19 protein-coding genes and 1 riboswitch are annotated in these 19244 nt (G+C 74.4%); of the genes, 10 read left to right on the top strand and 9 right to left on the bottom strand.

The annotated features are described in order from the left end of the window. Nucleotides 1-84: 84 nt before the first annotated feature. Genes BIV23_RS21890 through BIV23_RS21870 form a run of 5 tightly spaced genes read right to left on the bottom strand, consistent with a single transcriptional unit; the run spans nucleotide 85 to nucleotide 5632 of the window. Nucleotides 85-975 carry an ECF transporter S component gene (locus BIV23_RS21890; RefSeq protein WP_071382610.1) on the bottom strand — a complete coding sequence of 297 codons (891 nt, stop codon included), beginning with the start codon at nucleotides 973-975 and terminating at the stop codon, nucleotides 85-87. Beyond that, a complete protein-coding gene (locus BIV23_RS21885; protein ID WP_071382609.1) occupies nucleotides 972-2669 on the bottom strand; it encodes an ABC transporter ATP-binding protein in 1698 nt (565 codons plus the stop codon). Before BIV23_RS21885 ends, BIV23_RS21890 begins: the two co-directional genes overlap by 4 nt. Next, nucleotides 2666-3751: a CbiQ family ECF transporter T component gene (locus BIV23_RS21880; RefSeq protein WP_177239990.1), complete on the bottom strand. Its 1086-nt coding sequence runs from the start codon at nucleotides 3749-3751 to the stop codon at nucleotides 2666-2668. Before BIV23_RS21880 ends, BIV23_RS21885 begins: the two co-directional genes overlap by 4 nt. Then, on the bottom strand, nucleotides 3744-4397 hold the full coding sequence (locus BIV23_RS21875) for an SCO2322 family protein (protein WP_071382608.1): 654 nt from the start codon (nucleotides 4395-4397) through the stop codon (nucleotides 3744-3746). Before BIV23_RS21875 ends, BIV23_RS21880 begins: the two co-directional genes overlap by 8 nt. Further along, nucleotides 4394-5632, bottom strand: coding sequence for an SCO2321 family membrane protein (locus BIV23_RS21870; RefSeq protein ID WP_071382607.1), 1239 nt, complete (start codon nucleotides 5630-5632; stop codon nucleotides 4394-4396). The genes BIV23_RS21875 and BIV23_RS21870 overlap by 4 nt, the downstream gene beginning before the upstream one ends. Before the next feature lie 91 nt (nucleotides 5633-5723). Further along, nucleotides 5724-5871, bottom strand: a riboswitch (cobalamin riboswitch). Nucleotides 5872-5940: 69 nt separating this feature from the next. Between BIV23_RS21870 and BIV23_RS21865 the strand changes: the two genes are divergently transcribed. Continuing rightward, nucleotides 5941-6609, top strand: a complete 669-nt coding sequence (locus BIV23_RS21865) for a phosphotransferase family protein (protein ID WP_071382606.1) — start codon at nucleotides 5941-5943, stop codon at nucleotides 6607-6609. A 61-nt stretch (nucleotides 6610-6670) separates the two neighbouring features. On the opposite strand, the gene BIV23_RS21860 is transcribed toward BIV23_RS21865, so the two are convergent. Then, entirely contained in the window at nucleotides 6671-7531 is an 861-nt protein-coding gene (locus BIV23_RS21860; protein ID WP_071382605.1) for an ATP-grasp domain-containing protein, read from the bottom strand. A 302-nt stretch (nucleotides 7532-7833) separates the two neighbouring features. Here BIV23_RS21860 and BIV23_RS21855 point away from each other — a divergent pair, with 302 nt between their 5' ends. From BIV23_RS21855 to BIV23_RS21840, 4 genes are read left to right on the top strand one after another with little or no spacing between them, the layout of a single operon-like run. Further along, nucleotides 7834-8439 (top strand): helix-turn-helix transcriptional regulator, encoded by a 606-nt coding sequence (locus BIV23_RS21855; protein ID WP_071382681.1) that lies wholly within the window; start codon nucleotides 7834-7836, stop codon nucleotides 8437-8439. Beyond that, nucleotides 8436-9008, top strand: a complete 573-nt coding sequence (locus tag BIV23_RS21850; RefSeq protein WP_245790596.1) for a hypothetical protein — start codon at nucleotides 8436-8438, stop codon at nucleotides 9006-9008. Before BIV23_RS21855 ends, BIV23_RS21850 begins: the two co-directional genes overlap by 4 nt. Next, a complete protein-coding gene (locus BIV23_RS21845) occupies nucleotides 9008-10372 on the top strand; it encodes an MAB_1171c family putative transporter (RefSeq protein WP_245790595.1) in 1365 nt (454 codons plus the stop codon). The genes BIV23_RS21850 and BIV23_RS21845 overlap by 1 nt, the downstream gene beginning before the upstream one ends. Continuing rightward, the gene (locus tag BIV23_RS21840; protein WP_071382604.1) at nucleotides 10365-11789 is read left to right on the top strand and encodes an FAD-dependent oxidoreductase; all 1425 of its coding nucleotides are present in this window, start codon (nucleotides 10365-10367) and stop codon (nucleotides 11787-11789) included. Before BIV23_RS21845 ends, BIV23_RS21840 begins: the two co-directional genes overlap by 8 nt. Here the strand turns inward: BIV23_RS21840 and BIV23_RS21835 are convergent. Then, nucleotides 11782-12240, bottom strand: coding sequence for a nuclear transport factor 2 family protein (locus tag BIV23_RS21835; protein ID WP_071382603.1), 459 nt, complete (start codon nucleotides 12238-12240; stop codon nucleotides 11782-11784). The two genes, BIV23_RS21840 and BIV23_RS21835, sit on opposite strands and share 8 nt — an antisense overlap. 47 nt (nucleotides 12241-12287) lie before the next feature. After that, nucleotides 12288-13313 (bottom strand): Strvi_7410 family MBL fold metallo-hydrolase, encoded by a 1026-nt coding sequence (locus BIV23_RS21830; protein WP_071382602.1) that lies wholly within the window; start codon nucleotides 13311-13313, stop codon nucleotides 12288-12290. An 83-nt stretch (nucleotides 13314-13396) separates the two neighbouring features. Here BIV23_RS21830 and BIV23_RS21825 point away from each other — a divergent pair, with 83 nt between their 5' ends. Further along, nucleotides 13397-14848, top strand: coding sequence for an aldehyde dehydrogenase (locus tag BIV23_RS21825; RefSeq protein ID WP_071382601.1), 1452 nt, complete (start codon nucleotides 13397-13399; stop codon nucleotides 14846-14848). Nucleotides 14849-14850: 2 nt separating this feature from the next. After that, nucleotides 14851-15084: a ferredoxin gene (locus tag BIV23_RS21820; protein WP_071382600.1), complete on the top strand. Its 234-nt coding sequence runs from the start codon at nucleotides 14851-14853 to the stop codon at nucleotides 15082-15084. 42 nt (nucleotides 15085-15126) lie between these two features. On the opposite strand, the gene BIV23_RS21815 is transcribed toward BIV23_RS21820, so the two are convergent. Further along, on the bottom strand, nucleotides 15127-15786 hold the full coding sequence (locus BIV23_RS21815; protein WP_071382599.1) for a TetR family transcriptional regulator: 660 nt from the start codon (nucleotides 15784-15786) through the stop codon (nucleotides 15127-15129). A gap of 220 nt (nucleotides 15787-16006) precedes the next feature. Between BIV23_RS21815 and BIV23_RS21810 the strand changes: the two genes are divergently transcribed. The 3 genes from BIV23_RS21810 to BIV23_RS21800 are packed head-to-tail and all read left to right on the top strand — an operon-like array spanning nucleotide 16007 to nucleotide 19208. Next, the gene (locus BIV23_RS21810; RefSeq protein ID WP_071382598.1) at nucleotides 16007-17392 is read left to right on the top strand and encodes a glycosyltransferase family 4 protein; all 1386 of its coding nucleotides are present in this window, start codon (nucleotides 16007-16009) and stop codon (nucleotides 17390-17392) included. Continuing rightward, on the top strand, nucleotides 17386-18141 hold the full coding sequence (locus BIV23_RS21805) for a class I SAM-dependent methyltransferase (protein ID WP_071382597.1): 756 nt from the start codon (nucleotides 17386-17388) through the stop codon (nucleotides 18139-18141). The genes BIV23_RS21810 and BIV23_RS21805 overlap by 7 nt, the downstream gene beginning before the upstream one ends. Next, nucleotides 18138-19208, top strand: a complete 1071-nt coding sequence (locus BIV23_RS21800; RefSeq protein ID WP_071382596.1) for a prenyltransferase/squalene oxidase repeat-containing protein — start codon at nucleotides 18138-18140, stop codon at nucleotides 19206-19208. Before BIV23_RS21805 ends, BIV23_RS21800 begins: the two co-directional genes overlap by 4 nt. Nucleotides 19209-19244: the final 36 nt, after the last annotated feature.

Genomic DNA, 19244 nt, shown 5'->3' with positions numbered 1-19244 from the left:
CCCTCAATGCGCAGGTCGGGAGGGGTGTCGCAAGGGTTTTGACGGACATTTGGTCCTACGGCCCCGGATCGTAGGTGATCCGGGTCATGTGGGGTGCTTCACCGCCGCGGTGCCGCTGGGTGAGGTGCCGTACTCGTCTGGTGAGGGATCCCGGGCGTCGAATGTGACCGCGGTCTCGAAGGCGGCCCGCCGGGTGGCCCGGCGCAGCGCGCGCAGCACCGCCGGGCCGAGGAACAGGGTCAGCACCACCGTGCACACGGCCCGGCCCAGGTCCCAGCCGAGCGAGGTGGCCAGGCAGTACGCCATGAAACGGGCCAGGTTGGCGGGGACGGAGGCGTGCGCGTCGAAGGAGATGTCCGAGGCCGCGGTGGAGAGGAAGGGCCAGCCGGCGAGATTCATGACGGTGCCGTAGGCCAGGGAGGCGAGGAAGCCGTAGCCGGCGAGGAGGAACAGCTCCCCCCTGCCCCGCAGGCGCACCGCCCCCGGCAGCAGCCCGGCCCCCATCGTGAACCACCCCATCGACAGCATCTGGAACGGCAGCCATGGCCCGACCCCGCCGGTGAGCAGGGCCGACGCGAACATCGTCACCGAGCCCAGGGTGAACCCGAAACCGGGACCGAGGACCCGGCCGCTGAGCACCATGAGGAAGAACATCGGCTCGATCCCGGCCGTCCCCGCGCCGATCGGGCGCAGCGCCGCCCCGGTCGCGGCCAGCACGCCCAGCATGGCCACGGCCTTCGGCCCGAGGTCCGACTCCGAGATCGTCGCCGCCACGACCGCGACCAGCAGGACGAGCAGGCCCGCGAAGAGCCAGGGGGCGTCCTGGGCGTGGGCGCTCAGCTGCGAGGCGGGCGGGGCGAGGAAGGGCCAGCCGAAGGCGACGACGCCCACCGCGCCGACCAGCACGAGCGCGGCGAGGGAGCGGGGGCGGACGCGGACGGCGTGCAGGCGGGTCCTCGCGGGCGGGGCGCTCATGCCAGGGCCTCGCGCACCTCGGACACCGTCAGCCACCGCTGCGGGGCGAGGATCTTCGTCACCTGCGGGGCGAAGGACGGCGACGAGACGACGATCTGGGCGGTCGGCCCGTCGGCGATCACCTCCCCCTCGGCGAGCAGCACCACCCGGTGCGCGATCTCCGCCGCCAGCTCCACGTCGTGCGTGGCCAGCACGATCGCGTGCCCCTCGGCGGCGAGCCCGCGCAACACGGTCACCAGCCGGGCCTTGGCCGCGTAGTCCAGACCGCGCGTCGGCTCGTCGAGCAGCAGCAGGGGCGGCCGGCCGGTCAGCACGACGGCCAGCGCGAGCGCCAGGCACTGCCCCTCGGACAGGTCGCGCGGGTGCGTGTCGTCCGTGATGCCCGGCAGCAGCTCCGACACCAGCGCCCGGCAGGTCCCCGGCTCGGCCCGGGCGTCCCGGTCCGCCGCCGCGCACTCGTCGCCGACCGTGTCGGCGTACAGCAGGTCACGCGGCTCCTGCGGGACCAGGCCGACGCGGCGTACGAGGTCGGGCGGTGCGGTGCGATGGGGGGTGACCCCGCAGACGGTCACGCTGCCCGTGGTGGGGGCCAGGAGCCCGACGAGGGAGCCCAGCAGGGTGGACTTCCCGGCGCCGTTGCGGCCCATGAGGGCGACGGTCTCGCCGGGGGCGACGGTGAGGTCGACGTGGCGCAGGGCGGTGACGCGGTCGCGGCGGACGGAGAGGGTCTGGATCTCGGCGACCGTCCGGGGAAGGGGCTGGGGAGTGGTCGAGGACCGGCGGCGGAAGAGGGAGCGGCGGGGCGCGGGACCGCGGCCGAGGTGCGGCTGCCGCCGCGGGAGCTCCGCGGCCACGGCGGTATCGCTGTTCGCGGCCCCGGCCGCCAGGCGCTCCCGCAGGTCACCCGCTCTGCGGCGGGCGTCACGGACCGTCAGGGGAAGGGGGGTCCAGCCGGCCAGCCGGCCCAGGGCGACCACCGGCGGGTACACCGGGGAGACCGCCATGACCTCGGCCGGGGTGCCGACGATCGCGGCCTCGCCGGGGGCCGGGAGCAGGACGACCCGGTCCGCGTAGTGGACGACGCGTTCCAGGCGGTGTTCGGCCATCAGGATCGTCGTGCCGAGGTCGTACACCAGACGCTGGAGCACCGCCAGCACCTCCTCCGCCGCGGCCGGGTCCAGGGCGGAGGTCGGCTCGTCCAGGACCAGGACCCGGGGGTGCGGGGTGAGGACCGAGCCGATCGCGACGCGCTGGCGCTGGCCGCCCGAGAGGGTGGCGATCGGGCGGTCGCGGAGCCCGGCGAGGCCCAGCAGGTCGAGGGTCTCCTCGACCCGGCGCCGCATCACCTCGGGGGCGAGGCCCAACGACTCCATCCCGTAGGCGAGTTCGTCCTCCACGGTGTCCGTGACGAAGTGGGCGAGCGGATCCTGGCCCACCGTGCCGACCACGTCGGCGAGTTCGCGCGGCTTGTGGGTGCGGGTGTCGCGGCCGGCGACGGTGACACGGCCGCGCAGGGTGCCGCCGGTGAAGTGCGGCACCAGCCCGCTCACCGCGCCGAGCACGGTGGACTTGCCGACCCCGGACGGGCCGACGAGCAGCACCAGTTCACCCTCCGGCACCTCGAAGCCGACGCCCTGGACGCAGGGTTCGGCCGCGCCGTCATACACCACGGCGACGTCCTCGAAGCGGATCACGACGGCTCCTCGGGGTCCTTGGGTACGGCGAGGGCGGGCAGGAGGGAGAGGAGGACCGCCGCGGCGGGCCACAGGGGCAGGGCCGGGGCGACCAGGGGGACGACCCCCGGGTGCAGCGCCTCCGGGTCGCGGTCGGCGGCGAGGGTGAGGAGCGCGGCGACGGCGGCGCCCGAGCCGGCCACCAGCCAGGCGCGCGCGTCCCACGGGTCCGGGCGGTACCGGGTGCGCAGCGAGCGCCGGCCGCCCAGCCTCAGCCCCGCGAGCGCGGCGGCGACCCCGGCGAGCAGCACCGGCAGCCCGTAGGTGCCGCCCTCCGCGGTGAGCAGCCCGTACGTCCCCGCGCACACGCCGAGCAGGCCGCCGAGGGTGAGCGCGGCCGTCGTACGGCGGACCCGGGCGGGGACCTCGGCGGCGCGGCCGTACCCCCGGGCCTCCATGGCGGCCGCCAGCGCGACCGAGCGTTCCAACGCGCCCTCCAGGACCGGCAGTCCGACCTGGAGCAGGCCGCGCAGGCCCCGGTCCGGGCGGCCGCGCAGCCGACGGGCGGCGCGCAGCCGCTGGACGTCGGCGACGAGGTGCGGCGCGAAGGTGAGGGCGACGACGACGGCCACGCCGGTCTCGTACAGCGCGCCGGGCAGGGACTTGAGGAGGCGGCCCGGCGCGGCGAGGGCGTTCGCCGCGCCGACGCAGATCAGCAGCGTCGCCAGCTTCAGGCCGTCGTACGCCGCGAAGACCAGCGCCTCGGCGGTCACCTTCCCGCCCAGCCGGATGCCCTGCGCCCAGTGGGGGAGCGGGACTTCGGGGAGCGTGAACAGGGTGTGGGTGCCGGGGATCGGGGAGCCGAGCGCCACCGCGAAGAGCAGGCGGACGAGGAGGACGGCGAGGGCGAGTCTGGCGAAGGCGGCGTAGGAGCGCGCGAGGGGGGTGGGGGCGCGGTGTGTCGCGACGACGTACGCCGACGCGGATATGAGGAGGGCGAGGAGGAGGGGATTGGTGGTGCGGGTGGCGGCGGTCCCGAGGCTCAGGGCCCACAGCCACCAGGCACCGGGGTGAACGGCGCCCCGGTGCCCGGTGCTAGTCATTCCGTCGCCGTCGCGCCTGCCACACGGCCGCGCCCGCCAGCACGACGACCGCGCCCACGCCGATCGGCAGGCCCAGCGCGGGCCCGTCCGAGGGGCTCCGCTCAGCGCCGTGCCCCGTGCCGCGGCGCGGTGTGCGCGTGTCCGACACCTGCTCGCCGCACCCCCGGTGCGGATACCCGGCGATCGCGCACAGCAGGGCGTTGGTGTCGTAGCGCAGCGGAGGCGCGACGGCGGCCAGGGCGTCGGCGGTCGTCGCGTCGCCGGACACCCGGGCGCAGGCCGTACGGCCGGCCGGCGGGGTCTCACCGGCCGGCGCGTCCGCAGGGGTGCCGAAGTCGAGGACCAGCGCCACCCGCTTCATGCCGGCCTTGGCCGGCGTGGCCGCGCAGATCGTCCGGAAGTCCGCCGTGCCGCGCGGCCGGCTCGCGTCGGCCGCGTCCGCGCTGACCGCGAAGCGGAAACCCGCCACCGCGCCGTCGTCGGGACGGGCGCTCGCCGGGCCCTGCGTGGCGTACGTCCACCGGTCGCCGGTGCGCTCCCAGAAGGACCAGTAGCGGTAACCGGCGGCCTGCGCCTGGGTCACCGCGGCGGCGAGGACGACGAACGCGGCCAGCGCCAGGGTCGCCGCACGGCGGACCCCGGTCACGGCTGCTGCTTCTTCCGGCCGCTGAGCAGGAAGCCGACGCCGATGCCCGCGACGAGGCAGACACCGACGAACCACCAGAGCCCGAACGGCGAGCCGCCGTCGGACTTCGTGGACTTCTCGGGGCTCTTGGACGCGTGCCCGGCGGCGTCCATGCTCGGCGCCGGGCCCTGCGCGTCGAGCGAGCGGACCAGGCTGGTGCCGCCGAAGTCGCCCGGCTGCGCGCCCACCGCGTGCGCGGCGAGGATCAGCTGGGCGTACGCCGCCGGGCCGCTCTGCTCGGCCCAGCGCGTGGCGTTGTGCTCCAGCCAGGTGTACGACCGCGAGGCCTGCTCGGTTCGCCCGGCGGCGGCGAGCGCGACGACCGTGTCCGCCGTGTTGCCGTAGTCCGGCTGGTCCGTGGCGCCGGGCAGCGCGGACGTCAGGTGGCCGGTCTTCGCGACGGCCGACGCGAGGTTCGCAGCCGCGTTGTCCGCGATCTGCGCCGGGGTGAGGTGTGCGCCGGTGACGCACGCGCTGCTGCCGGGCGCCTTGCCGGCCGTCGTGACGAACCCCTTGCCGAGGGCGCCGAGTACGCCCGCCGCCGTCGCGTCCGCGTTGGCCGCCAGGGCGCCCTTCTTGTCCGGCTGGAAGGCGAGGCCGCCACCGCCGGACTGCTTGCAGGGCACGGACATGGCGGCGAGAAGGTCGTAGGGGGACCTGCCCGCCCTCGTGGTCTTCGCCGGGTCCGCGCCGGTCGCGGCCAGGGCGCCGATGACGACGGACGTGGAGTTGGTGTCGCTGGCGCCGCCCGGGGCGAAGCCCCAGCCGCCGTCGGTGTTCTGCACGGACTTCAGCCAGGCGACCGCCCTGCCGACCGCGTCGTCGTGCCCGCCGGTCGCCTTCAGGGCCTGGACGGCGGCGGCCGTGCTGTTGGTGTCCACCACGACCTTGCTGTCGCACGCCCTGTCCGGGGCGGCGCGGAACGCGGCGAACGCGCCGTTCGCGCACTGCTGGCCGACGAGCCAGTCGACGGCCGGCGCGGCGGGCCGGTAGCCGAGCGTGCGCTGCGCGACCAGCGTCAGCGACTGGCGCCACACGCCGTCGTAGGTCGGGTCGGCCGTGCCGTACAGCCCGGCCGGGAGCGTGAGTTTCGCAGACGGCGACGGGGCCGGGGACGCCCCGGCGGCCGTGGCGGGCGCGGCGGCGGCCAGCACGCCTACGGCGGCGAGAGCCGCTGCGCTGCGGCGGACGTTCATGGTCGGCGACTGCCTCTCCTGCGGGGAGCCGGGCAGCGCGCGGGAACACCCCGGGCGGCTCGGCTCCGTAGACCTCGACGGTGCCGTGCGCGGCGGGTCGCCGACGCACGTGAGCCGGTCAACGTCCCGTCCGGGGCAGTCCGGCTCACCGTCCGGTGACGAACGGCTCACAGTTGCGGGTTCAGCGCCGGAATTGCACCGGCTTCCCCCTGTACGGGTGTGATGACGACCCCGCCACCTTACCGGCAGGCCCGCGCGCGCCGGGGGGTGGCCGTGGGCACAGGGCGGCGGTGACTAGGGTCACGGACATGACGACGGGGAAACTGCTCGGCTCGGGCCGCTCGGCGGACGTGTACGAGATCGACGAGGCGTGGGTGCTGCGCCGGGACCGCTCCGGCTGGGGCACCGCGCCCACCGAGTCCGCCACGATGACGTATGTGCGCCGGCACGGCTACCCGGTGCCCCGGGTCCGCCCCGCCACCTCGCCCACCGACCTCGTCATGGAACGCCTCTCGGGCCCGACCCTGCTGACCGCGCTCACCGAGGGCCGGGTGGCCGCGGCGGAGGCGGGCGCCCTGATCGCCTCCCTGCTGCGCCGCCTGCACGCCGTGCCGGGCCGCGATCCGGCCGTCCCCGGCTCCCGCGTCCTCCACCTCGACCTGCATCCCGACAACGTGATGCTGACCCCGGCCGGTCCACGGGTCATCGACTGGTCCAACACCGAGGACGGCGCTCCGGCCCTGGACTGGTCCATGTCCTCGGTGATCCTGGCCCAGGTGGCCGTGTCGGACACCCCCCTCGCGCCCGGGGCCCGCACGATGCTGGAGGCCCTCCTCGCCGACCCGCCGGAACTGACGGAGGAGGCTTTGGCGGAGGCGCTCAGCCGGCGGGCGGCCAACCCGACGATGACACACGCAGAAGTGCAACTACTGCAGAACGCCGAGGACTTGGTACGACGGGTCGGGTCACTTCCCTGAGGGGCGCGGGGCTGTGTCGATCTGCGGCTCCGCCGCGTGGGCGCGAACGACCGCGACGCACCTACGCGGCTCCCAACGCCCGATCGCACTCCTCCGTGTCCTCGCCCTCCACCATCCAGTAGGACCGCCCGTCCGCCGACTCCGCGAAGCGGATCGCGGCGGCCCGCTGGCGGCTCGGCGTGGCGTCCACCACCGTCCCGCACGCCATCGCCAGCGCCACCCGTGCCAGATCGACCCCTGTCGCCCGCTCCACCAGCCAGGGAATCAGGTCGCCCGGGAGGAACGGCGCGACCCCGGTCACCCGCGGGCCCCGGCCGGTCAGCCGCAGCCCCACGTGCGCCACGGTGTGCGTGAGCCCCAGCGCCCGGACCGCCCGCTCGACCGTCTGCCGCAGGAAGCGGTTGTGCAGCAGGCCGTCGTGCGCGTGCACCGAGTGCCGCAGCGGCAGGCCCCCCGACGCCCCCGGTGTCGTCCGGGTGAGCGCGGCGATGCGGACCTCGTCGTCCAGGACGACCGTCTCCGCGGACACCAGCGGGCCGTCGAGGTCAGCGGGCTCGTCCGGGGCCAGGCGGTGCCGGGCGAGCAGTGCCTTCGACGCCACGGGGTCGGTGCAGGCCCCGGCCGTCTCGTACGACAGGCCCGGCAGCCCCAGATACCCGGTGATCCGCGCGGCGGTGCGCAGATGCGCCCGGGTCCAGGTCAGCACGCCCGCGACCGGCTGCCCGTCCGCGTACCGCGCGATCGCCCCGGCCGTCTGTGCCTCGTGCGCGGGGTCGGCCGGGAGATGGCCGGACAGGAAGGGCCGCGCCCAGCGGGGTACGGCGCTGTCGACCAGGATCACGGGGCGGGCCTGCGCGATCCGCTCCAGCGGGATCCCGTACGCGACGGGGCCGGCCCCGAGCAGGAGGACGGGCTGCGGCATCGGCGCATCACCTTTGCGGGAGAAGCAGGACAGCGGCAAGGCGGGACGGCAAGGCGGGACGGTCGGGCGGGCAGCGGAACACCCCGGGTGCCGCTTCCCCCGTGTGCGGCACCCGGGGCGGGTCGAAATCTTGCTCTCTGTGTCGTGATCCTCACCCACCGCACGCTCAACTGTCAACTATTGCTGCCTCATTGGGCAGGGAGTCTTGTCAGCTCTGGTCGGCGCACGGACGACCGGGTAGCCTCACCTCTCGTCCCGTCGCCCGGTCGAGGGACGGACGACACATGCTCAGGGGGGCCTCGGTGAGTGACGCCTACACCTCGCTGGCCGAAGTGCTGGCCAGAATCGGGGAGTTGACCGGCCGGTCCGGCCGGCTTCCGGAGGCCGTCGACGTGGCCGACCTCTCCCATCGCACCGGCATCCCCGTCGGCACCGTCGTGGAGCTGCTCGGCGGCGGCCGGGCGCCCGAGGCCGGTCTCGCCCAACGCGTGCGCCAGCGGCTGGACTTCATCCGCGAGACCCGGCGCCGGCCCGACGGCAAGCGGTACTCGCTGGACGAGCTGGCCAGGATCGCCGGCACCAGCCGGCAGTGGCTGAGCGAGTGGCGCAAGAGCGGGCTGCCGAGCCTGGAGCACACCGACCGGCTGCGCCGGTTCTTCGGGCTGCCGGCCGGCTTCTTCACGGCCGACGAACCGGAGGCGCTGCACGAGGCGTTGCAGCCGGTGCTCCAGGGGCTGGAGGCCGAGGCGGACCCGCTGCTGCGGCTGCGCGAGAGCGGCCTGGTCCGGCTCGCCGCGCGGGCCCCGCAGATGAACGCCCGCCAGCTCGCCACGCTCGCCGACCTCGCCGAGATGATCATCTCCTCGGAGCGGGCGTCCTCGGAACCCGCGGGGGACGCGAGCCGGTGAAGCCCTCCAGGTCACCGAAGCGGTTCCTCGACCGGCTGGTGCGCGACACGGCCCGTACCCTCACCGCGCCGACCGGCGCCGAGGACTTCCTGCACGCGCTGTGCGCCACGCTCAGCCCGCAGCTGGACCGCCCCGTCCGGCTGAAGTTCGTCGCCTTCCCGCCCGGACTGGACGTCTCCGGGATCACGCTGGCGATGGACGAGCAGTACATCGTCGCGGTCGAGAACCGCGCCCCCGACCCGCACAAGTTCGTCATCGCCGGGCACGAGATCGGCCACATCCACTACGGCACCCTCGACGTGCACTACCCGGCCGGACCGCCCGCCGCCGCGCGCCGCCTGCTGTCCCGGGACGACGTGCCCTGGGGGCAGGTCGTCGCCATGGCCACCCGCTCCCCGGCCGCCGCGGCTGCCGCCGCCGCGGCCGAGTGGGAGGCCGAGGAGTGCGGGCTGCGCCTCGCCGCGAAGTTCCCCAAGGTCGTCGGGCCCGGCGCGGCCGCCGGCCGCACCACGCAGGACACCCTCACCGGCCGCCTGTCGTCCTCCCTGGGCAACATCGGCGGACCCTGATGCGCTGGGACGTCTCCGGCACCGTCGCCGCCTACGCGGTCCCCGGCGCCCTGCTCGCCGTGGCGTTCGTCATCAAGCTCCCGCTGCTGCGCCGCGCCTGGCAGGACCCCATCCTGCGGGCCACCGCGCTGCTGCTCGGCATCGGCGCGATCGTCTTCGCCTCGCTGCCGCCGGCCAACCTGCACCGCCTCAACGCGTTCACCGGCATCCCCAACTTCGCGGGCGTGTGGGTGTATTCGCTCCTCACCGCCTACTGCGGCGCCTGCCTGTGGCTCATCATCACCTGGCGCGAACCCCCCTCCGCCGTCCGCCGCCGGCGCACCCGGCTGGTGTGGATGGCGTACACGGCCATCATCGCGGGCCTGTGGACGACGTTCTCGCTCGGCGACCACCACGTGGAGCGGCTGCGCGACCTCGACACCTACTACGCCAACACGCCCTGGATGCGCGAGTTCGGGATGCTGTACCTGGTCGCGCACCTGGTGTCCGCGCTGGTCGCGGCCGGCATGCTGTGGGCCTGGTACAAGGAGGTCGAGGACACCTGGCTGCGCCGGGCCGTCATCTTCCTCCAGGTCGCCTACGCCCTCGGGCTCGTCTTCGACGTCGCCAAGCTCGCCGCCGTCAGCGCCCGTTGGAGCGGCCGTGACTGGGACTGGCTGTCGACGTACGTCGCCCCGCCGTTCGCCATCGCCGAGGCGCTGCTGGTCGCCACGGGGTTCATCGCCGGGCAGGCCGGCCCGGTGGTCGAGGAGCGCCGCCGGCTGGTGCGCACGCACCGGCTGCTGCGGCCGCTGTGGCAGACCATGCTGACGGTCGCCGCGCCGGCGGCCCCGGCGACAGGCCGGGTCAGCGGCGCCGCCCTCCGCCTCGAACTGCGCCGGGCCGCCATCAACGACGGCCTGCTCAAACTGGCCCCGCACCTCAGCCGTACCCGCCGCGAACGGGCCCGTACGGCGGCCCTGTCCGCCGGCCACCCGGACGCCGAGGCGCGGGGCATCGCCGGCGCGGTGGACATCCTGGTCGCGGCCGACGTGCTGCACGCCCCTGCCGACAGGGCCGAACCGCCCGCCGCGGCCCCCGAGGAACACGCGGACCACGCGGGCCGGCCGGATCCTGCGGCCCGCTCGGACGCGGCGGGGCGGGCGGTCGAGTCGGCTCGGCCGGACGCGGCGGATCGGGCGGCCGGGCCGGGCCGGGCCGACGACGACGGCCAGGCGGACGACGCGAGCCGGCCCGGTGCCGCGGCGGTCCTGTCCGACAGCGAGCTGGAGTCCATCGCGCACGCGCTGCGACTCCACGCGCCGGTCATCGAAAGGTTCCGCCGGCAGGCGGCCGCCACGGAAGGTCTCACCGCACATGCCTGACACAGCCGCTGACATACGCACCGCCCGCCGCAGAGCGGTCGTCATCGGCGGCAGTACGACCGGCATGCTCGCCGCGTCCGTACTCGCCACCCGCTTCCACGAGGTGACCGTCGTGGAGGCCGACCGGCTGCCGGCGGGCGCCGAGCCCCGCAAGGGCCTGCCCCAGGCCCGCCACGCCCATCTGCTGTGGTCCGGCGGGGTGAGCGCCCTGGAGGAGCTGCTGCCGGGCATCACCGGGGAGGTGACCGGCCAGGGCGCCGGACTCATCGGCGTGATGAGCGACCTGGTCAGCAAGGCGCCCTCCGGGCAGTGGTTCCGGCGCTTCACCGACTCCCGGCACCACATGATCGTGTGCAGCCGGGACCTGCTGGACGCGGTGATCCGGGCCCACGTCCTCGCCCGCCCCGGGATCACCCTGCTCGACGGCACCCGCGCGGCGGGCCTGGCCGGGCGGCGCGACCGTGTCACCGGCGTCCGCGTGCCCACCGGTCCCGACGGCCGGGAGAGCACGCTGGCGGCCGACCTGGTGATCGACGCGAGCGGCCGCGGCTCGCAGGCCTCCGCATGGCTCGGGCGACTGGGCCACGGCCCCGTCGAGGAGCGCGTGGTGGACGCGGGCGTCGCCTACGCCAGCCGGCTGTACGCCGCCCCCGACGGCACCCTCGGCCGCCGCTACCCGGTGGTCAACGTCCAGGCCGACCCGCGCCGGGCACCCGGCCGCGGCGGGGTCGTCGTACCGATCGAGGGGGATCGCTGGCTGGTCACCCTCTCCGGCACCCGGGGCGGGCAGCCCACCGCCGACCCGGAGGCGTTCGAGCACTTCGCGCTCACCGGCCTGACGGACCCGGTCATCGGCCGCCTCCTCGCGCGGGCGAAGCCGCTGACCGACCCGGTGACCACCCGCAGCACCGCCAACCGCCGCCGCTACTACGAGAACGCCCCGACCTGGCCGGAGGGCTTCGCCGTCCTCGGCGACGCCGTCGCCGGGTACAACCCGGTCTACGGCCACGGACTGTCCGTCGCCGCGCAGAGCGCGCTCGCCCTCGGCCGGGTCCTCGACCGGTACGGCCCCACGGCCCCCGGCACCGCCCGCCGCGTCCAGCGCGCGGTCGCCCGCCCGGTCGGCAACGCCTGGAACCTCGCGGTCGGCCAGGACGCCTCCTACCCCGGCGCCACGCCCGAGCCGCCCACCCTCGTGGAGCGTCTGCTCAGCCGGTACGTCGACCGGGCCGTGGCCGCGGGCGCGGAGAACCCGCGCGCCCTGCACGGCCTCCTGGACGTGATGAGCCTGAAGGCCCCGGCATCCCGGCTGCTCGCCCCCGACATGCTCTGGAACATCGCCCTCGGCCCCCGCAAGGGCCCCCTCCCCGGCCCACCCCTGACCGACTCGGAACGCACCGCGGCAGGTCTCAACTAGCCTTCTCGGCCCGGGGAGTCGGCCCTCCGAAGGGCAGCCGCAGCACCCTGTGGTCCAGCAGCCAGCGGCTGTCGGCCCGGCGGAACGAGTCCTCGTAGGTCCCGATCTGGACGGGCGGTCCGGCGGGCACCGTGCCGCCGTCGTGCCCGTCGACGCGGTAGGTCGCGAAGTACGAGACGGCGGTGGCGGTGTCCGGCCCGGTCACGGTGACGAGGACGTTGGACATGAACCGGCGCGAGAGCCGGTCGGCGGGGCGGGAGGCGAAGTACTCGCCCAGCGCCTGCCGCCCCGCCACCCGCCGTCCGTCCCCCGGCGGGGGCCATTCCCAGACGCCGTCCTCGGTGAACAGCCCGGCCACGCCGGCCGGTTCGCCGAGGTCGAGGCGGTGGACGAAGTCGGTGATCAGGCGCTCGCAGGCGCGCTCGGCGAGCAGAAGCTCCAGGGGATCCATGAGGCTGTCCTACAGGGCAGCTGCGCTCGAGGCGAGCCGATTGCCGCTCACACCGCCACGTACGCCACCGGCTCGCTCCCCGTCACCGCCTCCGCCCGCCCCTGCTTCACGAGCCGGCGCAGATGGGCCTCCGCCTCCGAGACGGCGATGTTCCTCGATCCGTACGGGATCTGCCCCCACGGGCGGTTCCACTCCATCCGCTCGGCCACCTGCCAGGGAGTGAGCGGCTCGGCGAGCAGGGCGAGCAGGCCGGCCAGCCGTTCCTCGTGGTGGGCGAGCAACTCCCGTACCCGGCCCGGCGCGTCGGTGAAGGCGTGCTGGTGCGCGGGGAGGACCTCGGCGGGGACGAGCCGGCCGATCCGCTCCAGGGAGTCGAGGTAGTCGCCGAGGGGGTCGGTGACGGTCGTGTCGTCGGGGTCCTCGTACAGGCCGATGTGCGGGGTGATCCCCGGCAGCAGGTGATCGCCGCTGAACAGCCGCCCGTGACCGGCGAGTCGGGCCGGATGCTCCTCCTCCAGGTGCAGGCACACATGCCCGGGCGTGTGCCCCGGCGTCCAGATCGCGCGCAGTCGGCGGCCCGGCAGGTCGAGGAGTTCGCCCGGGACGATCTCCCGGTCCGGGAGGGCGGGGGAGAGGCCGGGCAGGGAGCGGGGGCGCGGGGTGCGCAGGGGAGCCACATGCTCCTCGGGCGCCCCGGCCGCCGTCAGCTTGGCCGCCATGTACGTGTACCACCGCTCGGGCCGCGTCTCCCGCGTCCTGCGCACGATCGCCGCGTCGGCCGGGTGCAGCGCCACCCAGGCGCCGGAGGCCTCGCGCACCCGCGCGGACAGCCCGTGGTGGTCCGGGTGATGGTGGGTGACGACGACGCCGTAGACCTCGCCCACCGTCGTACGGCACGCCGCGAGCCCCGCCACGAGGGTGTCCCAGGAGCCGGGATCGTCCCAGCCGGTGTCGACCAGCACCGGCCCCCGGTCGGTCTCCACCACGTGGACGAGAGTGTGGCCGAGGGGGTTGTCCGGGATCGGCACCGCCACGGACCGTACGCCCCCGCCGTGATCGAACGTCGTCGCCATCTGTCCTCCGCCCCACCGCCATTGCCCACTGTAACTAGAACTGATATCAGTTCTGAAACAGTGTCAGAAAGGTGGCGGCGGTCATGACCGAGCTCATCGAACACGGACAGCTGTTCATCGGCGGGGAGTTGACCGACCCCGCGGGCAGGGACGTCATCGAGGTGATCTCGCCGCACACCGAGGAGGTCATCGGCCGGGTGCCGCACGCCGCGCGGGCGGACGTCGACCGGGCGGTGGCCGTGGCGCGCCGGGCCTTCGACGAGGGGCCCTGGCCGCGGGCGACCCAGGAGGAACGGATCGAGGTCGTCACCCGCATCAAGGACGGCATCGCCGCCCGGCACGAGGAGATCGCCCGGGTCATCTCCTCGGAGAACGGCTCGCCGTACTCCTGGAGCGTCCTCGCCCAGGCGCTCGGCGCGATGATGGTGTGGGACGCGGCGATCAGGGTCGCGCAGGGGTACACGTACGAGGAGCGGCGCGACGGCGTCCTCGGGCCGATCCTCGTCCGGCGGGAGCCGGTCGGGGTGGTCGCGGCCGTGGTCCCGTGGAACGTCCCGCAGTTCGTGGCCGCCGCCAAGCTCGCGCCCGCGCTGCTGGCCGGCTGCACGGTCGTACTGAAGCCGTCCCCGGAGTCGCCGCTGGACGCGTACGTGCTGGCCGAGATCGCCCGGGACGCCGGCCTCCCCGAGGGTGTGCTCTCGATCCTCCCCGCCGACCGGGAGGTCAGCGAGTACCTGGTCGGGCACCCCGGCATCGACAAGGTCTCCTTCACCGGCTCGGTCGCGGCCGGCAAGCGCGTGATGGAGGTCGCCGCCCGCCATCTGACCCGGGTCACACTGGAGTTGGGCGGAAAGTCGGCGGCGGTCGTACTGCCCGACGCGGACGTGGCGACGGCGGTCGCCGGCATCGTCCCGGCCGCCTGGATGAACAACGGGCAGGCGTGCGTCGCCCAGACCCGCATCCTCGTCCCGCGCACCCGCTACGACGAGTACGCCGACGCCTTCGCGGCCGCGGCGAGCGCGCTCCGGGTCGGCGACCCGCTGGACCCGGCGACCCAGGTCGGTCCGCTGGTCGCCCGCCGCCAGCAGCAGCGCAACCTCGACTACATCCGGATCGGCCAGGAGGAGGGCGCCAAGATCCTCACCGGCGGCGGCCGCCCGGCGGGCCTGGAGCGCGGCTGGTACGTCGAGCCGACCCTCTTCGGCGACGTCCACAACTCCATGCGGATCGCCCGCGAGGAGATCTTCGGCCCGGTCATCTGCCTCCTCCCGTACGGCGACGAGTCCGAAGCGGTGGAGATCGCCAACGACTCCGACTACGGCCTGTCCGGCAGCGTGTGGACGGCCGACGCCGAGCACGGCATCGAGGTCGCCCGGCGGGTCCGCACCGGCACCTACTCGGTCAACACCTTCAGCCTGGACATGCTCGGCCCGTTCGGCGGCTACAAGAACTCCGGTCTGGGACGGGAGTTCGGCCCGGAGGGCTACGGCGCGTACCTCGAACACAAGATGATCCACCTGCCGGCGGGGGCGTGAACATGGGCGACCGCTGGCACGTCGAGGTCGACCGCTCGCTGTGCATCGGCTCGGCCCAGTGCCTCCACCACGCCCCCGACGCCTTCCGCCTCGACTCCGCCCGCCAGTCCCACCCGGTGGCTCCGGACAGCGACGCCGCCGAACACATCCTGGAGGCGGCCGAGGGCTGCCCGGTGGAGGCGATCCTGATCACGCTGGCGGAGGGCGGGGAGGCGGTGTTTCCGCCGGAGGAGTGAGGAGCGGCGCGCACCCGCGACGACGGTCGCCGGCGACCGCGGTCACCGGTGCGCGCCCGGCTCCGTCAGGTCGATCAGGCGGCACACCGTCTCGATGTCGATCTTCACTTGGGCGATGGAGGCGCGGCCCGAGAGCCAGGTGATGAGCGCCGAGTGCCAGGTGTGCTCGATGACGCGCACCGCCGAGAGCTGCTCGGGGGTGGGGTGCTCCAGGCCCATCGCGTCCAGGATGATCACCGTCGTCTGGCGGGAGACCTGGTCGACCTCGGGGGAGACGCTGCGGTCGGCGAAGGTGAGGGCCCGGACCATCGCGTCGGCCAGGTGCGGCTCGCGCTGCAGGGCGCGGAAGGCGCGCATCAGGGTCTCCGCGACGCGCTCGGCGGCCGTGTCGCCCGCCGGGGGCTTCTTGCGCAGCGTGCCGTGCATGTGCTCCAGCTGGTCCTGCATGGTGGCGACCAGCAGGTGCACCTTGGAGGGGAAGTAGCGGTACAGGGTGCCGAGGGCGACCTGGGAGGACTCGGCGACCTCGCGCATCTGGACGGCGTCGAACCCGCCCCGGCTGGCCAGCTGGGCGCTGGCGTGCAGGATCCTGCGCCGGCGGGCCTCCTGCCGCTCGGTGAGCGGAGCCGAGGACGACAAGGCCGACAAGGCCGACGACGAGGGCCGGACCGTACTGGCTTCCGGCTTGGATTCCGCAGGCATGGGTCCCGCTCCGTGACAGTCGGTGAGGGCGTCTGTAGGGCACGTGATCAAACAGCATGGCAGAGCGGTCCGCCGTGGCGTGAATCACCTGATCCACCGCTCACAGCTCCCTTACCTGCCGGTAGATTCAGAGGCTCTTGAACGATCAAGTCTGAAACTTGTTCTAGATTAGCGTCCCGGCGTAGTCTCGCGGGACAGCGCAGGCAGAAGGGGGCACGGAGTGACCGCTGAGGCCCGTGCCGCGGGTGTCCGGGAGGATCCTGCGGCCGACGGCGAGCGACCGCTCGACATTGCGCTCCTCACCTATAAAGGGAACCCGTTCTGTGGCGGCCAGGGTGTCTACGTGCGGCATCTCTCGCGCGAGCTGGCCCGCCTCGGACACCGTGTCGAGGTGATCGGCTCGCAGCCGTACCCGGTCCTCGACGAGGGGTACCCCGGACTCACCCTCACCGAGCTGCCGAGCCTCGACCTGTACCGCCAGCCCGACCCCTTCCGCACCCCCGGCCGGGGCGAGTACCGGGACTGGATCGACGGTCTCGAGGTCGCGACCATGTGGACCGGCGGGTTCCCCGAGCCGCTGACGTTCTCCCTGCGCGCCCGGCGCCATCTGCTGGCCCGGCGCGGCGAGTTCGACGTCGTCCACGACAACCAGACCCTGGGATACGGCCTGTTGGGCGACATCGGCGCGCCCCTCGTCACCACCATCCACCACCCCATCACCGTCGACCGGCAGCTGGAGCTGGACGCGGCCGAGGGCTGGCAGCGCCGCTACTCGGTCCGGCGCTGGTACGCCTTCACCCGGATGCAGAAGCGCGTCGCGCGCCGGCTGCCCTCCGTCCTCACCGTCTCCGGCACCTCCCGCCAGGAGATCGTGGACCACCTCGGCGTGCGCGACGACCGCATCCACGTGGTCCACATCGGTGCCGACACCGACCTGTTCTCGCCGAATCCGGCCGTGCCCGAGGTACCGGGCCGGATCGTCACCACCTCCAGCGCCGACGTGCCGCTGAAGGGCCTGGTCTTCCTCGTGGAGGCGCTCGCCAAGGCGCGCACCGAGCACCCGGCCGCCCACCTCGTCGTCGTCGGCAAGCGCCCCGAGGAGGGGCCGGTGGCGGCGGCCATCGAGCGCTACGGCCTCGCCGGGGCCGTCGAGTTCGTCAAGGGCATCTCCGACGCCGAACTCGTCGACCTGATCCGCTCCGCCGAGGTCGCCTGCGTGCCCTCGCTCTACGAGGGCTTCTCGCTGCCCGCCGCCGAGGCCATGGCCACCGGCACCCCGCTGCTCGCCACGACCGGCGGCGCGATCCCCGAGGTCGCCGGCCGCGACGGCGAGACCTGTCTGGCCGTGCCGACCGGCGACGCGGGCGCGCTCGCCGCCGGGCTCGTACGGCTGCTCGGCGACCCGGAGCTGCGCGCCCGGCTCGGCCGGGCCGGCCGGGAGCGGGTGCTCGCCCGCTTCACCTGGGCCCGGGCCGCCGAGGGGACCGTCACCCGCTACCGCGAGGCCATCGACAGCGCGGGCGGCCCGCACCCCCAGCCGCTCCCCGAGGGCCGCCCCGCGGCCGCAGCAACAGGCGTCTACACCGAAAGCAGGGCCACGTGCTGACCGTCGACTTCTCCCGGTTCCCGCTCGCCCCGGGCGACCGTGTCCTGGACCTCGGCTGCGGGGCCGGCCGGCACGCCTTCGAGTGCTACCGGCGCGGCGCCCAGGTCGTGGCCCTGGACCAGAACGGCGAGGAGATCCGCGAGGTCGCCAAGTGGTTCGCGGCGATGAAGGAGGCCGGCGAGGCGCCCGAGGGGGCCACCGCCACCGCCATGGAGGGCGACGCCCTCGCCCTCCCCTTCCCCGACGAGTCCTTCGACGTCGTCATCATCTCCGAGGTGATGGAGCACATCCCCGACGACAAGGGCGTGCTCGCCGAGATGGTCCGCGTCCTCAGGCCGGGCGGCCGCATCGCCATCACCGTGCCCCGCTACGGCCCCGAGAAGGTCTGCTGGGCGCTGTCCGACGCCTACCACGAGGTCGAGGGCGGCCACATCCGCATCTACAAGGCCGACGAACTGACGGCGAAGGTCCGCGAGGCCGGCCTCAGGCCGTACGGCAGCCATCACGCGCACGCGCTGCACTCGCCGTACTGGTGGCTGAAGTGCGCGTTCGGCGTCGACAACGACAAGGCGCTGCCGGTGCGGGCGTACCACAAGCTGCTGGTCTGGGACATCATGAAGAAGCCGCTGGCCACCCGGGTCGCCGAGCAGGCGCTCAACCCGGTGATCGGCAAGAGCTTCGTGGTCTACGCCACCAAGCCGCACCTGCCGTGCATCGCGGACGGGACGGAAGGGGTGGCCGCCAAGTGACCACCCCCCGGACAGAACACCTCGTCCTGCCCGGGGTCCTCACCGCCGAGCAGGCTGCCGCGACCGTCCGCGGCATCCTCGCCGTACAGCGGGAGGACGGCGCGATCCCGTGGTTCCGCGGGCATCACCTGGACCCCTGGGACCACACCGAGGCCGCGATGGCCCTGGACGCGGCCGGCGAGCACGCGGCCGCCGAGCGGGCGTACACCTGGCTGGCCCGGCACCAGAACGAGGACGGCTCCTGGTACGCCGCCTACGCCGACGGCGCCCACGACGACGTCACCGACCGCGGCCGCGAGTCGAACTTCGTCGCCTACATAGCCGTCGGCGTCTGGCACCACTACCTCTCCACCGGCGACGACACCTTCCTGGACCGCATGTGGCCCAGCGTCTACGCGGCGGTGGAATGGGTCCTGCGGCTCCAGCGGCCCGGCGGCCAGATCGGCTGGCGGCAGGACGGCGACGGCACGCCCGCCACGGACGCGCTGCTCACCGGCAGCTCCTCCATCCACCAGGCGCTGCGCTGCGCCCTCGCGATCGCCGAGCAGCGTGAAGAGCCGCAGCCGGACTGGGAGTTGGCGGTCGGCGCGCTGCGCCACGCGATCCGCCGCCACCCGGAGCGCTTCCTCGACAAGGACCGCTACTCGATGGACTGGTACTACCCGGTCCTCGGCGGCGCCCTCACCGGCGAGGAGGCCCGGGCCCGCATCGCCGGGTCCTGGGACCGCTTCGTCGTACCGGACACCGGCGTGCGCTGCGTGGTCCCCAACCCGTGGGTGACTGGCGGCGAGTCCTGCGAGCTCGCCCTCGCCCTGTGGGCGGTGGGGGAGTCGGACCGCGCCCTGACCGTCCTCCAGTCCATCCAGCACCTGCGCGACCCCGACAGCGGCCTGTACTGGACCGGTTACGTCTTCGACGACGACGCGATCTGGCCGCGCGAGCTGACCAGCTGGACGGCGGGCTCCCTGCTGCTCGCGGTGGCGGCCCTGGGCGGCCACGAGGCGACGTGCGCGGTGTTCGGGGGCGAGCAGCTGCCGAGGGGCCTGGACCCGGACTGCTGCACCTGAGCCCGGCACCCGCAGGAAATCGCAACCGGAAGCCCC

This window comes from Streptomyces monashensis, assembly GCF_001866665.1.
GTDB classification, from domain to species: Bacteria; Actinomycetota; Actinomycetes; order Streptomycetales; family Streptomycetaceae; genus Streptomyces; species Streptomyces monashensis.
Note: the sequence above shows the minus strand (reverse complement) of the source record. Positions and strands in the feature narration are given on the sequence as shown.